Here is a 20,885-nt window from a genome sequence, read left to right on the forward strand (position 1 = left end):
TGCGACACGCCGGCATGTGCTCAGCCCCGGTCAGTCGCCGCTCACCTCGCCGCCCTCCAGTGCCTTCGCCTCGCGCGCCTCCTTGAATTTCTGCTGCATCGTGGGGTTCTTGTACGTCAGTTTGCGCACGGTGATGTCCTGCACCTTGTTGTTGGCGATCCGCAGGTTGTTCTCCGAGCCGATCAACGCCTGCTTGGTCTTCTGCAGGTGGTCGATCGACTTGTCGATCTCGTCGATCACGGTCTGGAATTTGCGGGAGGCCAGATTGAAATTGCGTTCGAACCCGCTCTTGAACTCGTTGAGCCTGTCTTCGAAATGCGTGATGTCGATGTTCTGCATGCGCATCTCCTCGAGCTGCAGCTTGTATTGCAGCGAGTTCAGCGCCGCGTTGCGCAGCAGCGTGATCATCTGGATGAAAAACTGCGGGCGGATCACATACATCTTCGGGTAGCGGTACGAGACGTCCACAATGCCTTGGTTGTACAGGTCGCTGTCCGCTTCGAGCATCGAGACGAGCACCGCGTATTCGCAGCCTTTTTCACGCCTGTCCTTGTCGAGCTCCTTGAAGAAGTCCTCGTTCTTGTGTTTGGTGGCGGTCGTCTCGTTCTCGTTCTTCATCTCGAACATGATCGAGATGACTTCGGTGCGCTCCTCCTCACCTTCCGGCCGGTCGTAGTCACGGAAGATGAAGTCGCCTTTGCTGCCGGTGCGCGCGTCGTTGTCCTTCTCGAAATACGCATTGGGGAAGGCGCCCATGCGCATCGAGTTGAACTCGTTCTGGCAGTGCTGCTCAAGCGATTCGCCCACCATCTTCGTGGAAAGGCGCGCCTTGAAGTCCTTCATGCGTTCGATCTCGTCGTCGCGGTCGCGCAACTGCATCTCGTAGCGTTCCTTGAGCGATTTGCTCTCCAGGTCCTTTTCGAGCTGCGCGCGGTCGAGTTTGGTCTGCAATTGCGTGATCTGCGCGTCTTTTTCCGCCACAGACTGCTGCAATTGCGCCGCGAGCCGCGCCTCGGCGAGCTCGGCGTCATGCTCGCGGTCGCGCTTGGCCTGTTCGAGTTGCGCGCGCAGCGACTCCTGCTCTTTGCCCGCACTGGCGCGCGCCTGCTCCACCGCCATCTGCTGTCGCAAGTCGATCGTGTCGAGCTGTGCCTGCAGCTGCGCGATCTGCGCCTCTTTCTGCGCGACCGCCTGCTGCAGTTCGCCCGCGGCCTTGGCCTCGGCGAGTTCGACCGCTTTGCGCTTGTCTTCTTCGATGAGCTTTTCGCGGTCCTTGAGTTCGCGCTCGAACTCCGCGTTGCGCACCTGCTGCACAATATCCGCATATCCCGCTTCGTCGATGGTGAACGCCTCCCCGCAATGCGGACATGTGATGTTGTGCTGCATGGTCCCCTCCTGTGTACACTTGGGCGCGCGGCTGGCTCCGTCCAGTATAGGGCGGCGCCGCGGGCCGATTCTAGAATGTGGCCTTCACGCGGTCCACTGCGTATTTCATGCCTTCGTCGAGCATGCCGTTCGTGGCATAGCTGCCGTGCGGTTCGGTGTCGCCGCCCACTTGGCACGCGAAGTCACGCGCCATGCAGAAGCTGACGGTGCGGTCGGCGATCTCACCGAAATCCTCCGCTCCCCTTGCCCCGAGGATGCCGTCGACCGCGCGGTCGAAATCCCCGGAATTGTATGAGGCGGCGGCGCTGAACCGCGGGTCGCCATACAATTCCACCGCCACGATGTGCCCGCGCGCCACTGGGGAGAGCTCATACCCGTTGTCTTCGTTGAACCGCGTGTCCGGCGCGCTGAGCGCGTCCCCGACAACCATCGCGCCTTGCGAATACCCGAGGAGCACGGTGCGCATGGCCGGGCACTGCGCGCTCTGCGCGTTGAGCACGGCGATGAGCCGGTTGACGCCGGCCGCCTCACTGCCCGATTCCCACGACGCCGGGTAGTCCAGATCGCTGACCTGCGCATGATCGCCGAGTTCGGCGGCGATGCGGCTCGCCAATGGGCTCATCAACGACTGCCCCGCCGGCTCCTCGGTGCCGCGTACCACGATGATGCGCGCCTGCTTCTGCGCATCACACCCCGATTCGCCCCATGCGCCGGGTGCGGCCGTATCCGTGTGGCTTGGCCCGTTGAACAGCAGCGTCGCAGCAAGCGACTGCTCCTCTCCCTGCGTTTCGGCGGGCGCATCGCCCGAATCACCCGCCACCGGGGACTGGGACGATGCGGCTTCCTGGGCGTGGGGTTCATCGTCTTGTGCAGAAGCCGATCCACATGCCGCCAACGCCCCGGTCAGCAGGAACGCCACTACGGCGGCGGCTGCCCTGACGGCCCAAGTGCGGTGTGTGCTCACGGTGTGCGCTCCTTCTCTCTGCCGTTGCCTTGCCCATGCATTATAGATGCGATCCGCCGCACCACCGCCATCTGGACCGCAAATATGCGCAATGGTTTTGCAAATCCATGCCCTTCCGCGCAAACGCGCATCAGTAGCCCATGTGGCCTTCGTGCTCGCGCAGTGTCGGCTCGACGTCGAGCGTCACGTCGTCGAACGCGCGCGGATTCGCGATGAACGCGCAGATGAGCGCCCACTGCCGCCGGGAGATGCCGATGCGGCTGTCCGGCCGCACCATGAGCACGGGTGCGACCGGCGCCGACGCACGCAGCTCGTCACACCGCGTGCGTGTGCATTCCTCATCGTCAATCCAGACGATCGGCGCGGGGTCGCCTCCGTCCGCTTCCACTTCCACACGGCGTGCGACGGCGCGGTATTTGCCGTCGCGCAACCCGGTATAGGTGATCGGGTCGTACCATTGCACCGTGCCGATGATCTGCGCGTTCCAACCGAGCCGTTCATTGAGCAGCGCCGTGTACGGCTGCCATGTGGACAACCACTGCAGCTCAATCGCGCCTGTGCATGCGAGCTCATGCAAGGCGTCGGTGAGTTCGCTCGACCAGCGTATGCGGTAGGCCGCGCCACTGCCCACATGCACGGTCGCTTCCCCGTCCAACCGGAATGCGCGTTCGGGCGAATAGAGGTCGCTGGGCGTGGGTTCGGCCTCCGGAAACGCGTTGAGCACACCGTCGAAATCGGTGTAGACAATTGCACGCGCCATGGCTCACATGCGTTCGTGTTCGAGTGATTCCGGGCTGGCATACGGTCGCATGCGCTCCACGCCGTCTTGGGCGAGGCGCAGCTCCTTGCCCAGGGCACACGCGCCCAAGCGCACCACGCGCTCGGCGATGGTGGCGGCCATGGCGTAATGCATGAATGCGAAATCCCCTGCCTGTGCACTGTCCAGCCCATCCTGCACACGGCGCTCGTAGCTTTCGCCCAAGCGCAGCGCGATGATGGCGAATGACGCCAAATCGTCAAGATCGTCCAAGTCGAAACGCTCTTGCGCAAGGTCGAACGCCAGATTGTAATAGTCCAAGGCGGCTTGCGCATCCGGCTCGTGGTCGGGCCCGCGGCCGTCGCGCAGCATATCACCCAGATAGCACGCGCAGTCAGCCAGGCCATGCTCGCAGCCGCGCCCGAACCACAGGAACGCCTGCGCGTCGGCGTCTGCGACCTGCACATGGCGTTCGTAATACAGTATGCCGAGTACCTGTGCGGCTTCGAACATGCCCGCCCCATACGCTTCGGTGAGCAGGTCAGCACCCTGTGCAAACAACTGCGCGCGCGTGCCCGCATCGGCGGTCATGGCGGCCCGCGAGCACAGGTCGCGCGCCTGGTCGAACAAATCAAGGCCCTTGCTCGAGATGGACGTGACCAGCGGGTCATCGCCGTATGCTCCGTTCGGGTCGGTCTCCACATCTTCCGGACCGCCTAGGATCACGTCGAGGAACTGCTCTTGCCCGCGCAGCGCGTCCATCCATTCCTCGGGGATGCCACTGGGCTCGCCCTCATCCTCGAATCCGTAGACAAGGGCGGCGAGCGCGCCGGCGACCGCTGCGGTCGTGTCGGTGTCGGAGCCCAGATTGACCGCCTCCACCACACAATCGGCGTACGAATGCGTGGTGCACAGGCACCATAGCGCAGCTTCGAGCGTGTGCAGCACGAACCCGTCGGATTCGATCTCGTTCCGACTCTTGTGCCACAGGCCGTCGAATCCGTTGTGGGCGAGCGCCTCGCGCACATCCACCATGTCGATCAGTTCGCGGGCGACGTGCACCAAGGTCACGCACGCGTCCATGCTGATCGGGTGCGCGTGCGTGACGGCGCTCGCCCGGCGGATGTCGCTGTCAGACAGGTCAAACAGCGCGCACGGCACGATGCGCATGAGCGAACCGTTGCCGTTGTCGCGCTCGCCGCTCATGCCGTGACCGGCGCGCAAGGCGCGTTGGGTGGCACCGCCGACGTCGAAGACCGTGCCGTCGGCGCTGTATTTGCCGTCGTCGAGCCACGCCAGGAAGCGCACGCGCATGTCGTCTTCGTTCACGGTGCCGTCGCACGAGAGCAGCGAGTCGAGTGTGGCGAGCATGAGCGCGGTGTCGTCGGAATACGTGCCGGCGGGTTGCCGGTGCGCGCCGCCGCCCACCATGCCGGTGCAGGTGAATGTGCCGCGCTCGCGGAACTCGTAGGGCACACCGAGCGCGTCTCCGATCGCCTCGCCGTAGATGATGGTCTGCATGAGGACCATGGTGGCCATGACCGCGTGTTCGTCTTCGGGGGTGATGTTCGTGGTGTCCATGGTGCGGCGGCGCCTTTCCGTGCGTGTGCGTTCCATAAGCCATCTTAGTGTGCGGCGACCGAGCGTGCGAATTGTACGCTCCAGCAAACACTCTGCGTAAAATTACTACGCAAAACCCCTGCAAAGCGTGCGAATTGTACGCAGGCACCTCCAGACTGCGTAAAATTCATATGCAAAATCAACATGGGTGACGGCGCTCATCGCGCGTACATCATCGTCCGCCACGCCGAAGAACGCGAGCGGGATGCTGCGCATCAGCGCGCCGTTGCCGTTGTCGCGCTCGCCGCCCAGACCGTGGTCGGTGTGCAGGGCCTGGTATGTGGTGCGCCCCACGCCGAACGCCGCGCCGTCGGCCGTGTATTTGCCGTCGAAAAGCCAATCGCGGTAGCGTTCGCGCAGGTCGTCGGGATCCACCACGCCATCGCGATGCATCAGGGAATCCAGTGTGGCCAGTGCCATTGAGGTGTCGTCGGAAAAGTGCCAGCGGGTATGCCGGCCGCCTCGCTGCAGGTCATCGTGATGCAGGTGAATGTGTCCCTCATACGCCCCTCGTATGGCACGCCGAGCGCGTCGCCGATCGCCTCGCCGTACATGGCGCTTTGCAGCAGCCGCAGCATTGTCTCGTCGCCGATGTCCATGTCCGTCTCCGTCTCTCCCACGGCCGCCGGAACACGCCGACGAACCGCACATGTGCTGTTTCAGACGTTGCCATGTGCGTCCAGAATACCGCCACCGCACCCGTTGTGCTAACGCGTGGGCATGCGCGCGCCGTGGAGTTCAGCGTGCGCACGTGACGGCGCTGAGCATGAGCTCCACGCTTTCGATGCGCCGCGCCACCTTGGCGGTGATGTGCGGCAGGAGCGCAATGACCGCGCGCGTCTTGTTCGTGCGCACACGGCAAAACGCGGCCACCGACTCGCAGTCGAGTGCGCCGTTCGCGCGAGCCGCACACAGCGGTTTCAGTTCGCCGGCACGGAATGCGCCGCTGTGTTCGAGCGCCTGCAGCGTGCGCTCGGCGCCCAGCGCACGCACATACTCGCCCTCCAAATCGGGCTGCGAGACCCACACATGCTCGGCGGCTAGCTGGTCGGCGCGCACATGGTATTGCCCGGCTATCTCCTGCGCGGCGTCGGCGTCGATGAGCTGCGCGAGCGGCACCTGGAACCCGTGCTCGCCGAACATGCGGCGCCATGCGGGCATGTTGCCGCAGCCTCCAGCTTCAAGCAGCACAATGCCGTAGGCGTCCAGATTGCGTTTCGTCACATCTGCGCAATGCTCCACAAGCACGCGGTCGGTGATGCCCTCGACGACGATCACGCGGTCGGCGGTCAATGGCTCGAGCCGGTCGCGCACCCACATGTGCAGCAGCAGTTTGTCGTCTTCGCTCAGAAAATCCCGCTGCGGCTGCACCACTTGTCCGCCGGAGTGCATCACCACGATCTGGTCGGGCTCGAACTCGCCGATGATGTCCGGCGAATGCGTGGCGATGATCTTCTGGCTGTCGCCGCGCGCAAGCAGGCGCGCGAGATTGCGCTGGCTCGTGGGGTGCAGGTGCGTTTCCGGCTCGTCCACTCCGATGATGCGCGTGCGGTCGTCGAGACCGTCGACGAGCGCGAGCGCATACACCGCACGCAGTCCACCCGACTGGTCACCCAAGTCACGCTGTTCGCCGTTCTTGCGCAGTTGCAGGCGCAGTCCGTTGAGCGGCGCGGCACAGTCGCGCGCGGCGGGCACGAAGACGAGGTTGTTCTGCTGGTAGTCACCCGGTAGCGCGGCGGTCAGTTGCGCGGCGATGCGCTGGCGCAGTTCGAGCAACGGCTGCGAGTCTTCGAGCACGCGCGCATAGGCGCGGTCGACTTCGGCGAGCGCCTTGCGCTCCTGCTGCAGGTCCTGGGTGGCGAGCAGGCCGTCGATGAACGATCCATGCGCGTCACCCAACGACTGGTCGTCGGCGATGTACGTCCAGCCGATTGCGTCGATCTGGGATTGCAATAGGTCGGTTTCGTGCCATGCGCCGGCCGCATACCGGCGGATGACGAGCGATTTGCCGTCTGCTTCGACGCGCGTCTCGAGCCGCAGTGTCAGCGTGGACGCGCCGCCGGATTGGCGCACGGCGTCGCCGAAATGCGGATCATTGGCGCCGCATTCGAGTTGCGCTTCGACGACGAACGGCTGGGTGCGGTCGCGCACGTCGTCGGCGGTGATCGACGTGTAGAGCGCGCCTTGGTTGGCGCCGAGCAGCAGGTCGAGGCAGCGCAGGATCGAGGTCTTGCCCGAGTCGTTGGTGCCCACGAGCACGAGATGCCGGCGTACCTCAATGTACAGGTCGGCCACACGGGTGTGGTTGCGGATCGCGACTGAAGTGAGTCTCACAGCTGGCTGGATGGGTGGTCGGCCACGTACTGCAGGAACTCGTTCGTCTTCGACCAGTATTTGACGCCCCAGTTCTCGAAGTTCCACTCGTCCATGTAGTCGTTGCATTCGAAGTCGATGTAGTGGATCAGACCGTCCTGCACCACGAAATTCGTGGGGAAATAGTCGATGTTGATGCGGTGGCGGGCCAGCTGGTCGGCCATGAACCGCACCTGTTCGAGGTATTCAGGGCGCATCTCGTCCTGCAACACGAGCTCGTAGATGGTGGGGCCGTCCACGTACTCCTTGAGGATGCGCTCTTTGTCGATGTCCACGTCGAGCATCACGGGCAGGCGCACGCCCAGTTCGCGCAGCCGACGGTAGTCGCGGATCTCGGATTGGATCTTGTCGCCGAACTGATAGTACGAGCAGGGCTCGTGGTGGATCTGCTTGAGTACGTATTGGGTGTGTGGCATGCTCTGGGAACGGACAAGGAAGGAATAGCCCCCCTTGCCTTTGCCCAGCAGGCGAAGTACATCGAAGGGCATCCCATTGACCGTCAATTGCTTCATGTTGGCATCGTACCATGCTGCCGAAGGCCGGAAAGCAAAAGACCCGCCATGTGGCGCCTCACGTTGGCGGCCACCTGCGGCAGTGCGTGACTGACCTTAGACACCAACAGCCGTCTGGGTTGCCTCAAACGGTATCCCATGACTGACCCTAGACATCAACAGCCATCCAAAGCAGCACCGACGGCAATGCGTGGCTAACCCTAGACACCAACAGCTGCCGCATGACACCAGTATCGACTGGCGGGGCACTTGTTGTCGCTTAATTCCCGCTGTGTTTCGTGGGTTGTTACTGTGTCGTTACCGGGTAGAAGAAAACCCTTGGAATCGTTGTGATTCCAAGGGTTTTAGGTCGTACCCCCTGAGAGAGTCGAACTCTCGTTGTCAGATTGAAAGTCTGGTGTCCTAACCGTTAGACGAAGGGGGCCTGACAACTCGATTAATAATACACGAGACGTCAATGCACGCAAATCACGGCGTGTCGCACACAATCACCGCGTGCGGTAGGTGAAATCGTGGATCACACGACCTGCGGCGAGGCCCTTTTTCTCGAAGTTCGTCAGCACGCGCCCCTCGAAACGTTCGGATTCGGTGAAGTCGGCGTGCGGCAGCCCGGCCGCGTCCGCCGCATTGCCTTTGCCCACGTGTTCGGTCGGCAGGCTCACCGTGAGCGCGCCGGCGTTGGCGAAGTCGTCACGGCCGTCCATCACCTCATGCACATGGAGCGCGTAATCCTCAATGTCGGTGGCGATGCGCCACACGCCGCCGTCCGCAAGCGCACGCCGCACATCCGCGGCGAGCTCCGGCTGCACGATGCGGCGCTTGTGGTGCTTCATCTTGGGCCAGGGGTCCGGGAAGAACGTCCACACTTCGCTCACCACACCTGGCGCCACCGCCTTCATGAGCTCGGGCGCGTTGACCTGCGCGATACGCAGATTGTGCAGGCCGCGCTTGCCCGCGAGCAGCAGGGTGTGCGCCACGCCCGGGTCGTAGACCTCGAGCGCCAGGAAGTTGAGTTCGGGGTGAGTCTCGGCCGCGGCGGCCATGTTTTCGCCCTGCCCGCTGCCGATTTCGATGACGAGCGGGTTCACGTTGCCCCACACACGCTGCACATACGCCATGTCGAGCGTGAAGTCGGCACGCGGGTCGAGCGATCCCTCCCCCGCATTGATCCCATTGAGCAGATAGTCATGCGCATAGGTATCCCGCGCACGCTGCAGCCGGTCATCAAGGCGCGGCGAGCGGCGGACGAACGAGAGCACCTTGCGCCCATAGAGCGGCGGGCGCGTGGGTTCGCCTGCGGATGAGTCCGCGGTTGCGTCTGATGCTGCGGTGGGGGCTGCTGTGCTGTTCTCGGCTGTCATAGCCTCCTTTATATCCGGGCCTCTACCCGTGGGCGTGGGTGGTGGCGCCTGTTGTTTTCCTCGCGGCGTATGTTGAGACACGATACTACGAGCGCCCCGCGCGAACCTGTAGTATACTGAAATTGTTACAAAAGGTAACATAAAACAGCAAAAGAGAACATACTCTCTGTTGCTTTGGTGGAAAGGACCAACATGACCGTTCTTGTAACAGGCGGCTGTGGCTACATTGGCGCCCATGTGGTGCATGCCCTGCACGAAGCCGGGCAGGACGTGGTGGTTGTGGACGATCTGAGCTATGGCAAGCCCGATCGCATTGGAAATGCACGTCTGTACGGCATGGACATCTCCGCTCCGGGCGCCGGCGAGCGCCTTGCCGAGATCATGAAGGCGGAGAACGTCGACTCCGTCATCCACTTCGCCGCGCGCAAGCAGGTCGGCGAATCGGTCGAAAAACCGCTGTGGTACTACCAGCAGAACATCAACGGCATGCTCAACGTGCTCGAAGGCATGCGCGAGGCCGGCGTGAAGAAGCTCGTCTTCTCGTCGAGCGCCGCCACCTACGGCGTGCCGCCGGTCGATGTGGTGCCCGAAGACGTGCAGCCGATGGTGCCGATCAACCCGTACGGCCAGACCAAGCTGTTCGGCGAGTGGATGGCACGCGCGTGCGAGGAGCCGTACGGCATCCGCTTCTGCGGCCTTCGCTACTTCAACGTGGCCGGTTGTGGCCCGGTGGAGCTCGAGGACCCGGCAATCCTGAACCTGATCCCCATGCTGTTCGACCGCCTCAAGCAAGGCAAGGCGCCGGCGATCTTCGGCGACGACTACCCGACGCCCGACGGCACATGCGTGCGCGACTACATCCACGTCTCTGACCTGGCGGACGCCCATCTGGCCGCGCTCAAGTACCTGGACCGCGACGAGCGCAAGTACGACGTCTTCAATGTCGGCACCGGCGAAGGCACCTCGGTGCGCCAGATCGTGGACGAGGTCAAGAAGGTGACCGGCCTGCCGTTCACCGAGACCGTCATGCCACGCCGCGCAGGTGACCCGCCGCACCTGATCGGCTCGCCGAAGCGCATCAATGAGGAGATGGGCTGGCACGCCAAGTACGACGTCGAAGACATCGTCGAGTCCGCGTGGAACGCGTGGCAGGCCAATCCGGACCACCACATTGACGTGGAGACCTGGAAGCAGGCCGACTGATTCGCTCAATCAGCGCTCACCAACGGCGAGGGTCCGTGGAACGTTCCACGGACCCTCGCCGTTTCCTTCCCCTTCAAGCTTCCCCATGGCAGCCGCGGACGCTACCCTACGACTCGATTGTTCAGACGAGCCGGTACCACGCCGTCGCCCTGAGGCAACAACGCGTTGGTGACGCATCCGCCGTCGATCGACGCCAACGCCCGCTCAAGTGGCACGCTCAGGTGGCCGTTGGCCGCCATCCACTCCGTATACCCACGCACCATGCCCATATCAGCGGTGCCCCAGTCACCGTCGGCGTCAAGCCACGATGGGGCCACGGCGGCAAGTGACGCGGCGAGCACATCGGGGTCGATGTGGCACAGCGCCGGTTGCAGCGCTTCGACGGCGGCTTGCGGATCATCAATCGCCATACGGTACCCCTGCGCAGTGGCCGCGAGAAAATCACGCACCATCTGCGGATTGCGCTCAATCAGGTCATGGCGTGCGGAAACGTAATAGGAGTGGTGCGGTGCCACCTCAACGTCGTCGAACGGCAGCACGACGAGGTCGTTGAAATCACCTGATCCCTGATACGGCTCCCACCATGCCACATTGATGAACGCGTCGCATTTGCCGCGTTCGACACTGCGGATATCGGGCTCCCACTGCCCTGGATCGATGGTGATCAACGTAGAGAAGTCGCCGCCATCTTTCTCCACCGCCTGCTGCAGCTCCGTGTACAGCCGGGCGACGCCCATCGGAATGCACACGCGTTTGCCCTCCAGATCGCGGAATCGACGGATACCGCTGGCTTTGTTCGTGATGATGCCGCCGATCTGACATTGGTTCATCACCGCACACGACGTGAGCGACGATTCGCCCTGCTGGTGGAACAGCAGCTGGTTGAGCCGCACCAGGGCGATGTCCACTTCGCCGCGCTCCACCAGACAAGCTGGATCGCCACGGTAGAAGTCGCCGCTGATGAAGTCCACATCCAGGCCACGCTCCGCGTACAGGCCACGTGCGCGGGCCAGGTAGAATCCAGCGTGGTTCGTCCATGGATGGACATATTCGAGCCGAACTTTCAGCATGGTTCCCAATTCTCCTTCTTATCTTGGTTATCTTGTTCTTCCTTCGTTGCTCCGTTGCGCTACAGTGCGCGACGCACGTCGTCGAGGAACCGACGCCCGTCCGGTGTGCCAAACCATGCGGCATGGGCGTTGAACGCGGTGTCATAGCACCAGTCGGCATCCTCATCCCGCATCGGTCCGTCCACGAAATAAGCGATCCAGTTGAGCGACGCCTCGGCCTGCGCGAGCGGTAGCATCCACGGCAACACATCGCGCTCGACATCAGACAGCGGACGCAGGCGCTCATAGCCCTCGATGATGGCGCGGGCGACGTCAGAGCGGCAGGCGTCCGTCTGCCCATCCATGATCTGAACGAACTGGATGGCGTTGCGTTCGATGGCCTCGACTAGATCGAACAACGCCGTATTGCGGTCGGCCAGCCCAAAATCGATGACGGCGCTCGGTGCACGCCCCTTCCATAGCATGTTCGAGACGTGTGGGTCGCCATGCGTCCATGATTCTGGGAGCTCACCATAACGGGGCGCTACATGGCGCATATAGGCGCGGTATGGATCCAGATCGCGATGCCAGTCGCGCCCTGTGCGCTCGAGATAACGGCGCACGGACGGCCGGGCATCCAGCCAGCCTTCGAATTCCTCCTCGAAATCACCAGCGGCAAACAGACCGAAACGGTTCTGGTACGGATCGGGGCGTGCGGCACGGGGCTCGTCGAAACCGCGGGACGCCAGCGCGATACGCGCCACCGTCTCACCCAACCCGCGTGCTTCATCGAGTGTGGCGGGCGGATCCCACGTCAGTGCATGGGCATAGCGGTCTTCCCCCGGCGCCTGCATGCAGACTTCGTAGACGTATGAGCCCACCGTGAACGTACAGCCATCGGCCCCACGATGGCGCGCCGCATCGAATGGGAGGAACGGCATCACGTTCATCCCATGCCCCGCAAGCCATGCCACGTAGCGCTGGTATGGGTGGATGGCGCACGCATCGCGCACGGATGCATGGTACCGCTTGATGTACACGTTGCCGCAGTCGGTGGCCACCATTGCGCCCGCGGCGGTCGGCCGTGCGCTACGCGAAATCATGGCAGACGCGCTCAGCGGTTCGGCAAGCGCCAAAAGCACCCTTCTCGCTTCGGGCAATGTGATATCGCGCCAGCGTTGCTGCACAATATCCAGCTGCGCATTATTCTCAGGGTTATCCATGGCACATGCTCCACATGAGATCGGCTTGCGCCAATCAGGCTTCCGGATCGGCAACGACCGGCGCGGCGGCCTTGACCGCAGCCCGTCCGCCCGCAAGGCGCTCCAACGCGCCAGTACCGGCAAGCCCTCGATACAGCACCCACATGAGCACGCCGGCGACCACGGCCCCCGACAGCACATTGCACACGACGCCCACGGTGAGCACAAGTCCGCTTTTGCCCATTCCGTACAGCATCCAGGAGGCCGTGAAACCGCCGAGGGCTGACAGTGCGCCGGACAGCGCGGTGACGGCCATGTTCCACACGCCGTAGGCACACAGCGCGAACGCGAGTTCGGCACCCAACCCCTGCAACAGGCCAGGCAGCACGGTTCCTGCACCACCCCACTGGCTTCCAAGCAGTGCTTCAAGCACGGACGCAACCATCTCCGCGAACAGCGCGGCACCGGGTTTACGCACAATGACCATCGCGAGAGGGCCGGCGATGTAGTAGAAGCCATTGAGCAAATCCGAAGCGCCCGGCACGATGTCGAGCACACTGCCGATAGGCGCATAGATGAACCCGATCGCCCAGAACACAATGCCCGAGGCGACGGCGATAACGGCGGTGACGGTGATGTCGGCCACAGACCAGCGGAAACGATGGCGCGACGGCATGACTGATTGATTCATGGGTTCTCCCTGCTTGCTCGTTCGTCGGTCAAGCAGGGGTACCGATATCAAAACTTCGTTCGCCAGCATTATCTGGAAAATCACGTTCAACGGTCAGGATTCACATCCTTCTCAGCTCGACTGAGCTCCCGTGCTTGATGGCACCCATCCTATACGGGGCCCATGAACAAGCTGCCCCATCCCCGGACCCCATTGTCCGGGATATGGACACCTATATGTACTGGGCGGTGTTTGCATGCAAACACCGCCCAGTACGGCGAAACGACACTGGATCAACCACGCGCTTCGAGCTGTTGCTCTACATAATCGGCGATATACGGGGCCACCGCCTCGATCTGGTCAATCGCCGTCTCGAACTCGCGCGGGCCGCCATACCACGGGTCGACGAGGTCGATCTCGCCTTCATACCCCGGCTGCGGGTCGGGCAGACTGGGGTCGAAACTGCGGTACATATGCACTTCGCCGCGCTTGCTCAACGGCAGCATGTGCAGCAACGCGTTCATATGCGAAGCGGTCATCGGCAGGAACAGGTCGGTGTCGGTTATCTCGTTGCGCGTGATACGGTGGGCGAAATGCTTGGCCGGAACCGCGTAGCCGCGCTCCTTGAGCACCTTCACCGCGCGCGGGTCGATCGGATTGCCGTACTCCTCGTCACTGACGCCGCTCGACTCCACGCGCACCACGCCGCCCAGCCCCCGCTGTTCGAACTCATGGCGCAGAATGATCTCCCCCATCGGCGACCGGCAGATGTTGCCGGTGCACACGGTCATCACGGTGTATGGGTGAGCCTCATGCTTCTTCAATGCTCTTCCACTTCCCTTCGGTATGCGGGGCGCCGCCCCGCGCATGTCTACTCCTGCTCGCTGTCGTGCCGGTGACTCAGCGTCACGTAACGGTAGCGCGCAATGCCTTCCGCCTTGTTCGGCACCATCCAGCCGGTGCGCTCATCGACCTTCCATGCGCCTTTGTCTATCGCATCGCTCAAGTCCGGCGCATACGTGTCCGCGTCCACATTCGCGTCGATCTGCGTGATGAACACCTTGGACGCCAATGGCAGCATCTGGTTGAACAGCTGCGCGCCGCCGATCACCCAGATCTCGCTGCGGTCGAGGCCGTCGTCCGGAATCGCCTCCTGACGGGCCAAATCGAGCGCCTCCTCCACGTCACAGGCCACAGTGGCCCCCGGCGCACGGAACGAACGGTCGTGCGAGATCACGATGTTGTCTCGGTTCGCGAGTGGGCGGAACTTCGGGTTCAGCGACTCCCACGTCTTGCGCCCCATGATCACCGGGTGTGAGACCGTGAGTTCCTTGAACCGCCGCAGGTCTTCGGACAGATGCCACGGCATGCCCCCATCGAAGCCGATCGCGCCCGGACGACCTTCGTTGTCGTTCGCTTGCGCCCAGATCAGATTGATGGAGAATGTCTTGGCGTAGTCGTCGCCCCAGTCGTCTTCCAGCAGATTCTCAGGCCCGGCGATTCCGGGCTCGGGTTCGTGATAGCCGGTGCGGCTACTATCGTGCTCCATTTCATCTCTCCTTGAACGAGGTAATCGGGTCACAGTTTATGCAAAGCCGCAGACCGTGGCGTTCGCGGAGACGGCCGGGGCTCAGACCGCGATCGGCGCCTTGATGGTGGGATGGTAGCGGTAATCCACGATCTCGAAATCACCGTAGTCGTATTCGAAGAGCGAATCAGCCTTGTGGAGCTTCATCGTCGGGTACGGGTAGGGCTCGCGCGAGAGCTGTTCGAGCACTTGGTCCACATGGTTGTCGTAGATGTGGCAGTCGCCGCCGGTCCACACGAACTCGCCCGGCTCCAGACCGGCCTGCTGCGCCATCATCATCGTGAGCAGCGAATACGAGGCGATGTTGAACGGCACGCCCAGGAACATGTCGCAGGACCGCTGGTACAGCTGGCAGCTGAGTTTGCCATTGGCCACATAGAACTGGAACAGCGCGTGGCATGGAGGCAGCGCCATCTGCTCGACCTCCGCGGGGTTCCAGGCAGTGACAACCATGCGGCGCGAATCCGGTTGCGTGCGGATCAGCTCGAGCACGTTCGAGATCTGATCGATCGTGCGGTTCGGGTCGCTGGGCGTGGGAGCGGGCCAGCTGCGCCACTGCACTCCGTAGACGGGGCCCAGGTCGCCATTTTCGTCGGCCCACTCATCCCAGATGTGCACGTTGTGCTCCTGCAGCCAGCGCACATTGCCCGACCCCTTCAGGAACCACAGCAGCTCGTATGCGATGCCCTTGAAGAACACGCGCTTGGTCGTCAGCAATGGGAACCCCTCGCTCAAGTCGAAGCGCATCTGCTGGCCGAACAACGAGATCGTGCCGGTGCCGGTGCGGTCGGATTTGGGGTTGCCTTCCATGAGGATCTTGCGCAGCAGGTCCTCATACGGCATGGGGATGGTCGTCTTCGGGCGCGCCGGCACTTGGGCGCGGATGGATTCCAGATCTGCTTGAGTCAAAGGCATAACAGTCCATACTAAGGGCGCTTTTGGACTGCGTATCGCTCTGCGCGTGGGTGCGTCCCTAGCCAAGCGCAGGCGCCTTGAGTACGATTGATAGGGGAATATCATCCAGACCAAGCACAAAGGAGCATGATCAATGGACAAACGACTGTGGGTCGAGCGCAACAAAGACGGTTCTTGGGACGCTTTCAGCGATGACGGCGCCCACCTCAAGTTCGGCAAGGGCAAGGGCCAGTTCACTCCCGGCGACCTGATGAAAATCGCCCTCGCGGCATGCGCGGCGCTCTCGAGCCGCATGGCCGTGGAAAACACCGTGGGAGAAGGCAAGGGCGCCAAGATCATCGTGGACGGCACCTACGATGCGGACACCGACTCCTACATCAACTTCAACGAGCAGGTGGTCATCGATGCCTCGGACGCCAACCTGAGCGACGAAGAGGTGGAGAAGCTCAAGAAGCGCGCCAAGGCGCACATCGAAAAAGGATGCACCGTGATGCACACCTACGAGCAGGAGACGCCGGTGCGCATGGACATCGAAGTGCGCCGCTGAGCGCACTTCCCCTACGTAATCGAGGGCCTGGGCGAATCGTCATATTGGCGATTCGCCCAGGCCCTCGATTAGATGCGCATAGGCGCATCGGTTGCGTCAGTCGTTGCGGCGGTCACGGTAGGCGGCGGCCTGCGGATCGATGTTGCTCTCGATCTCACGCTCCACATCTTCACCAGCGCGGTCGACCGGCACTTCCTTGACCAGTTCGTCGATCGACGCGGTCTGCACGTCCTGGTCCGGCTCGGCTGCGGCGCGTGAGGCCTCGGTTTCCACGAACTTGCGCGGTACCACATACACCGGTGAAACGGAATGCTGCAACAGCCCCTGGCTCGTGGAGTTGAACAGCAGGCCGGTGAAGCCGCCCCGACCGCACGAGCCGACAACGACCATGTCATGGTCGCGGCTCGCGCGCGTCAGCGTCTCCACCGCATTGCCCGCCACAATCGTCTTGCGGATCTTCAGATCCAGGTACTTCGCGGTGATCGGGGCGAGACGCTCGTCGAGCGCCTCCTCGAACTGGTGGCGCACATCGGCGTCTTCGAGGTTCGTGTTCGACGGCACCACGGTAATCACGTCGAGTTCGGCGCCCCAGCTGTTGGTGAAGTCGGCGGCGAGCTGCAGCGCGCGGATGCCCCACTTCGTGTCGTCGGAGCCGACGGCCACGCGGGTGATCACGTTGTTGAGATGCATCAGGTTGCCCTTGTCATCAGTGTACGGCACGACCACAATCGGGCAGTATGCGTACGCCGGCAGGCTCGAGCTGGTGGTGCCCAGCAGGCGTTCGGCGAGGCCGCCCTTGCCGCGGTTGCCGATGACGATGAGGTTGTAGTTGCGTGACAGTTCCACGAACACCGACGAGGGGTCGCCGGTCACGATCAGCGTCTGCGCGTCCACGCCCTGCTCGTCCGCGATCGCCTTGGCCTTCGACAGGATCTCCTGAGCATCGGCGTGCGCCGCGTTGTCATCACCCATCGCGGTGTACGTGGCGTCGAACGAGACGGCGGCGTAGCTCGGCAGCGAATACGCGCAGACAATCTGCAGCGACAGCCCGACGTGCTTGGCGTAGTTCGCGGCCCACCATGTGGCCTTGTAGCTCGCATGCGAGCCGTCGACGCCAACCAGAATGGTCTTGTCGTTCACCATGTCATTCACCATGAGGGACCTCCTTGCCCAACACAACGCATGTCTTCCAACCCCTACAATACCGCATGCAAAAGCAGGGTGCAGACTCCATGTGGAGCCTGCACCCTGAGAAAAGGTGAAAAGGCGAAGGGAACTACAACACGCGGCGGATCGAATAGCCGCCGTAGAAGACGGACGTATCCGTGATCTGCGTGCCCTGTGCCGGATTCAGTGCGTTGATGACCATGCCGTTGCCAATGTAGATGGCGGCGTGCATGCCGTTGGCAAGGATATCGCCGGGCTGTGCCTGCGCGAGGCTCGGCACGGCCACGCCGACGCCCGCCTGCGCACCGGAGGTGCGGGGCAGGTTGATGCCGAACTGGGCGAACACATACTGGACGAAGCCAGAGCAATCCCAGCCGGCCGGCGTGGTGCCACCGGCGACGTACGGCGCGCCGATGAACTTCTGCGCGTACGCAGCGATTGATGCACCATTCTTGCTGGCGGGCACTTCCGGAGCGGCGGCGGTCTGCTGCTGCTCGGCGGGTGCCGCTTCCTGCTGCTGAATCGGTTCGCGTTCCTGGCTGCGGCTTGCGGCCTCAGCCTGTTCGCGTTCGAGGCGCGCAGCAGCTTCGGCGGCTGCCGCCGCCTCGGCGTCCTTGCGGGTCTGTTCTTCTTCTTGGGCTTTCTTCTCGGCGTCCTTCTCCGCCTGAGACTTGGTCTGAGGAACATCCATGCTTCCCAGCCCACCCCAGTTGGAGTCATCTTCGACGTCGGTGGAAGTGGCCTCCGCAAAAAAATCGGTCTTTGCGGTGTTCACCTTGGGGAATGAGCGGGTCGAGACGATATAGTCCGAACTCGACGCTGCATCATCTGCGACAGCGGCGGGCACACCCATGAACAACATGGGGATGGCGAGCGCTGCAGCGGCAGTAATCGATATAGAACGTTTCATCTTTTTCATCACCCTTTAGAGTAGCACGCCCATGGCGCAACGGCTATGGATCGCGGGTATTGGCAATACGCGCCCGGTGAACACCACGCCAAACAGGCGCATCGGGCGCGGGTAGCCGCGTATGGAAAAACAGATCAGTAGTGCACGAATGTGAAGCCGGAGACCTTGTCCGCCGAGAACTCACGCTCGGAGATGACGCCGGCGCCCTGCACGTTGGATTCCGAGATCTTGATGGAGCCATCGGGGTTGATCGCCTCGACGATGGCCACATGGCCGTAATAGCCGTCGGCGCCTTCCTGGCCCGGTGCGAACACGAGCACGTCGCCCACGGCGCGCGGCGTGTTGTCGACCCAGTAGCCGAGCGCCTGCGCGGAAGCGCCCCAGCTGCGTGCGTCGCCGAAGAACGAGCCGGTGTTCAGTCCCAGCTGGTGGCGGCGCTCATACGACCACCATGTGCACTGGCCCCACGGGTACTGGTTGCCCGTGTCACCGGTGGGATGGTTCGGATTGAAGCCATCGGGCAGGTTCGCCTCGTCCTTGTCCACGCGCTCGGCGACCTTGCTGTTGTTCGCCTTCGCCTTGGTGAGCGCGTTGACATCGGCGATGGCGTTGGAATCACCGAGGCCCCAGCCGCCTTCGTTCGTCGTGGAGGTGGTCGTAGCCCCCACGGCGCCCTGATTCTGTGCGCCCTGCAGCCCGTCGGTCAGCGCCTCACGCGTGTCGGAACGCGAAGCGGCGCCGTCGTTGACGCGCGTGATGTTCATGGTCTGCGTGGTTTCGGCACCTGCAGCGGGGAACATCGTCGTCGTGTCGTCCTGCAACTTCATGAAGGCCATTGAGGTGGCCGCCGTGCCCACCAACGCGGCAAGTGACGCCGACGTGAGCACCGTATTGCGGCGTTGCGCCGCCTTGGCTGATTCACGGATCGACCGGCGCGTCAGAGGCGCCACTTCGTTGAGTTTCGCCGCTAAATCCTCATCGATGCCGAGGGCCTCGGCATTGCCGGCCGCGGCCTTCTCGGCATAGACGGCCTGAGGGGAATGGGATCCGTGATGGGTTGTGAACAGGTTGGTCAGTGACTTGGTGCCAGCCGCCTTATGGGCTTTGGGGGCAGCATGCCTCATACCTACAACACTCCTTGTGCACATGAAGAAAAATCACGCACAGGCGCCCATGGGCATGCCATAGGTATCCCGCGCTCGTACTCGCTGGTTCAACAGATTACATCAAGTCAGGGCCAAGCAAAACCGCACGCTTGCGCAGCGCCGGCCGTGGAAGAAGCTAACAATGTGCACGATAGCACCGTTTTGCGGCCTCTATAGGAGCTTTGAGTCGCTGAGCAAAAAACTACAAATCTTCACAAACTCGTGCTATTTGCACAACGCCGCACCGTCTGGCACACACTTCGCACACAGCTCCCGACGTGCATGGCACGCGTTGTGGCTCCCTATCCGAAACGCGCCCGTTGTTGTTCCTCAACGCTGGCTACTCTTGGACACCATGGACACTATTACGATTCCGCAGTCAATGCTGCCTGAAGACGCCCGCTTCGGCTCCGGCCCCAGCAAGATTCGCCCCGAACAGGTCGAGGCCCTCGACCGTGCCGCGCGCACGCTCCTCGGCACGTCGCACCGCCAGGCCCCGGTCAAGGAGCTCGTCGAATCCATCCGCACGGGCATCGCACGGTTCTTCTCACTGCCCGACGGCTACGAGGTGGTGCTCGGCAACGGCGGCGCGAGCGCGTTCTGGGATGTGATGTGCGCATCGCTCATCACGCGCCAGGCCGCCTGCGGTGTGTATGGGTCGTTCAGCAAGAAGGTCGCGTCCTCGGTGGCGTCGGCGCCGTTCCTCGAAGACCCGATCGTCTTCGAAAGCGAACCAGGCACGTATTGCGTGCCTGAGCGCACCGAATACGTTGACACGTATTGCTGGGCGCAGAACGAGACGTCGACCGGCGTGCAGGCGCCGGTCTACCGCATCGACGGCAGCCGCGAGCAGGGCGCGCTCATCGCGATCGACGCGACGAGCGCCGCCGGTGCGATCCCCGTGGACATCTCGCAGACCGACGTCTATTACTTCTCTCCGCAGAAGGCCTTTGGTTCCGAAGGCGGCCTGTGGATCGCGATCCTCTCCCCCGCCGCGATCCAGCGCGCGGAAGGCATCAAGCGCAGCTGTGCGCTTGAGGGCGCACGCCGGTGGATCCCGCCGTTCCTGTCGCTGACCTCGGCGATTGACAATTCATTGAAGAACCAAACGCTCAACACACCGTCGATCAGCACGCTCGTGCTGCTCGCCGAGCAGGTGAAGTGGCTCAACGAAAACGGCGGCATGGCGTGGTCGGCCGCCCGCTGCAAGCGTTCCTCGGACATCGTGTACGCGTGGGCCGAACGCAGCGCATATGCGCGCCCGTTCGTGACCGATGTGGACGCGCGATCGAGGTCGGTCGTCACGATCGATCTCGACGACTCGGTGCCGCAGGCGTATGTGACGGCGGTGTTGCGTGACAATGGCATCGTCGACGTCAATGGCTACCGCAAGCTGGGCCGCAACCAGCTGCGCATCGGCGTATTCCCCTCGGTGGAGCCTTCCGATGTGGAGGCGCTGCTCGGGTGCATCGATTACGTGGTCGAACATATGTGACCCACGCGTTTCACCTCGTGA

At 62.9% G+C, this 20,885-nt stretch carries 21 protein-coding genes and 1 tRNA gene; 3 read left to right on the forward strand and 19 right to left on the reverse strand.

What is annotated here, in order from left to right:
* Positions 1–30: 30 nt before the first annotated feature.
* The 10 genes from BPSG_RS04605 to trmB all read right to left on the reverse strand — a co-directional run bounded on the left by BPSG_RS04605 (position 31) and on the right by trmB (position 8,973).
* Positions 31–1,386: a DUF2130 domain-containing protein gene (locus BPSG_RS04605; RefSeq protein WP_026643597.1), complete on the reverse strand. Its 1,356-nt coding sequence runs from the start codon at positions 1,384–1,386 to the stop codon at positions 31–33.
* 70 nt (positions 1,387–1,456) lie between these two features.
* Entirely contained in the window at positions 1,457–2,350 is an 894-nt protein-coding gene (locus BPSG_RS04610; protein WP_157928619.1) for a cutinase family protein, read from the reverse strand.
* 130 nt (positions 2,351–2,480) lie between these two features.
* Positions 2,481–3,110, reverse strand: a complete 630-nt coding sequence (locus tag BPSG_RS04615; RefSeq protein ID WP_026643596.1) for an HAD domain-containing protein — start codon at positions 3,108–3,110, stop codon at positions 2,481–2,483.
* Between the two features lie 3 nt (positions 3,111–3,113).
* Entirely contained in the window at positions 3,114–4,688 is a 1,575-nt protein-coding gene (locus tag BPSG_RS08420; protein WP_236822937.1) for an ADP-ribosylglycohydrolase family protein, read from the reverse strand.
* 105 nt (positions 4,689–4,793) lie between these two features.
* Entirely contained in the window at positions 4,794–5,147 is a 354-nt protein-coding gene (locus BPSG_RS08835; RefSeq protein WP_236822938.1) for an ADP-ribosylglycohydrolase family protein, read from the reverse strand.
* Positions 5,120–5,326, reverse strand: a complete 207-nt coding sequence (locus BPSG_RS08840) for an ADP-ribosylglycohydrolase family protein (protein ID WP_026643594.1) — start codon at positions 5,324–5,326, stop codon at positions 5,120–5,122. Before BPSG_RS08840 ends, BPSG_RS08835 begins: the two co-directional genes overlap by 28 nt.
* A gap of 139 nt (positions 5,327–5,465) precedes the next feature.
* Positions 5,466–7,061, reverse strand: coding sequence for an ATP-dependent nuclease (locus tag BPSG_RS04630; protein WP_026643593.1), 1,596 nt, complete (start codon positions 7,059–7,061; stop codon positions 5,466–5,468).
* A complete protein-coding gene (locus BPSG_RS04635; RefSeq protein ID WP_026643592.1) occupies positions 7,058–7,612 on the reverse strand; it encodes a BUD32 family EKC/KEOPS complex subunit in 555 nt (184 codons plus the stop codon). The genes BPSG_RS04630 and BPSG_RS04635 overlap by 4 nt, the downstream gene beginning before the upstream one ends.
* A gap of 352 nt (positions 7,613–7,964) precedes the next feature.
* Positions 7,965–8,036 (reverse strand) — tRNA-Glu (locus BPSG_RS04640).
* A gap of 64 nt (positions 8,037–8,100) precedes the next feature.
* Positions 8,101–8,973, reverse strand: a complete 873-nt coding sequence (trmB, locus tag BPSG_RS04645) for a tRNA (guanosine(46)-N7)-methyltransferase TrmB (protein WP_026643591.1) — start codon at positions 8,971–8,973, stop codon at positions 8,101–8,103.
* Positions 8,974–9,165: 192 nt separating this feature from the next.
* On the opposite strand from trmB, the gene galE reads away from it, so the two are divergent.
* Entirely contained in the window at positions 9,166–10,176 is a 1,011-nt protein-coding gene (galE, locus tag BPSG_RS04650) for a UDP-glucose 4-epimerase GalE (RefSeq protein ID WP_026643590.1), read from the forward strand.
* Between the two features lie 101 nt (positions 10,177–10,277).
* Here the strand turns inward: galE and BPSG_RS04655 are convergent, their stop codons facing one another.
* The 6 genes from BPSG_RS04655 to BPSG_RS04680 form a co-directional block, all read right to left on the reverse strand.
* Positions 10,278–11,246 (reverse strand): ABC transporter substrate-binding protein, encoded by a 969-nt coding sequence (locus BPSG_RS04655; protein ID WP_051591995.1) that lies wholly within the window; start codon positions 11,244–11,246, stop codon positions 10,278–10,280.
* 59 nt (positions 11,247–11,305) lie between these two features.
* Positions 11,306–12,448, reverse strand: coding sequence for a phosphotransferase enzyme family protein (locus BPSG_RS04660; protein ID WP_033502130.1), 1,143 nt, complete (start codon positions 12,446–12,448; stop codon positions 11,306–11,308).
* 34 nt (positions 12,449–12,482) lie between these two features.
* Positions 12,483–13,118, reverse strand: coding sequence for an ECF transporter S component (locus BPSG_RS04665; RefSeq protein WP_026643588.1), 636 nt, complete (start codon positions 13,116–13,118; stop codon positions 12,483–12,485).
* 272 nt (positions 13,119–13,390) lie between these two features.
* The gene (locus BPSG_RS04670) at positions 13,391–13,888 is read right to left on the reverse strand and encodes a low molecular weight protein-tyrosine-phosphatase (protein WP_033502156.1); all 498 of its coding nucleotides are present in this window, start codon (positions 13,886–13,888) and stop codon (positions 13,391–13,393) included.
* Positions 13,889–13,968: 80 nt separating this feature from the next.
* The gene (locus BPSG_RS04675; RefSeq protein ID WP_026643586.1) at positions 13,969–14,646 is read right to left on the reverse strand and encodes a dihydrofolate reductase; all 678 of its coding nucleotides are present in this window, start codon (positions 14,644–14,646) and stop codon (positions 13,969–13,971) included.
* An 81-nt stretch (positions 14,647–14,727) separates the two neighbouring features.
* Positions 14,728–15,600 (reverse strand): thymidylate synthase, encoded by an 873-nt coding sequence (locus tag BPSG_RS04680; RefSeq protein WP_026643585.1) that lies wholly within the window; start codon positions 15,598–15,600, stop codon positions 14,728–14,730.
* 133 nt (positions 15,601–15,733) lie between these two features.
* Here BPSG_RS04680 and BPSG_RS04685 point away from each other — a divergent pair, with 133 nt between their 5' ends.
* The gene (locus BPSG_RS04685) at positions 15,734–16,147 is read left to right on the forward strand and encodes an OsmC family protein (RefSeq protein ID WP_026643584.1); all 414 of its coding nucleotides are present in this window, start codon (positions 15,734–15,736) and stop codon (positions 16,145–16,147) included.
* Positions 16,148–16,243: 96 nt separating this feature from the next.
* Here BPSG_RS04685 and BPSG_RS04690 read toward each other — a convergent pair whose 3' ends face one another.
* The 3 genes from BPSG_RS04690 to BPSG_RS04700 form a co-directional block, all read right to left on the reverse strand.
* Positions 16,244–17,290: a universal stress protein gene (locus tag BPSG_RS04690; protein ID WP_026643583.1), complete on the reverse strand. Its 1,047-nt coding sequence runs from the start codon at positions 17,288–17,290 to the stop codon at positions 16,244–16,246.
* 133 nt (positions 17,291–17,423) lie between these two features.
* Positions 17,424–18,224: a C40 family peptidase gene (locus tag BPSG_RS04695; RefSeq protein WP_026643582.1), complete on the reverse strand. Its 801-nt coding sequence runs from the start codon at positions 18,222–18,224 to the stop codon at positions 17,424–17,426.
* A gap of 134 nt (positions 18,225–18,358) precedes the next feature.
* On the reverse strand, positions 18,359–19,348 hold the full coding sequence (locus BPSG_RS04700) for a CHAP domain-containing protein (RefSeq protein WP_026643581.1): 990 nt from the start codon (positions 19,346–19,348) through the stop codon (positions 18,359–18,361).
* Between the two features lie 376 nt (positions 19,349–19,724).
* Here BPSG_RS04700 and serC point away from each other — a divergent pair, with 376 nt between their 5' ends.
* Entirely contained in the window at positions 19,725–20,864 is a 1,140-nt protein-coding gene (gene serC, locus BPSG_RS04705) for a phosphoserine transaminase (RefSeq protein WP_033502131.1), read from the forward strand.
* Positions 20,865–20,885 lie beyond the last annotated feature (21 nt).

Origin of the sequence: Bifidobacterium pseudolongum subsp. globosum, from assembly GCF_000741295.1 — a bacterium.
In the GTDB taxonomy this organism is placed as follows: domain Bacteria; phylum Actinomycetota; class Actinomycetes; order Actinomycetales; family Bifidobacteriaceae; genus Bifidobacterium; species Bifidobacterium globosum.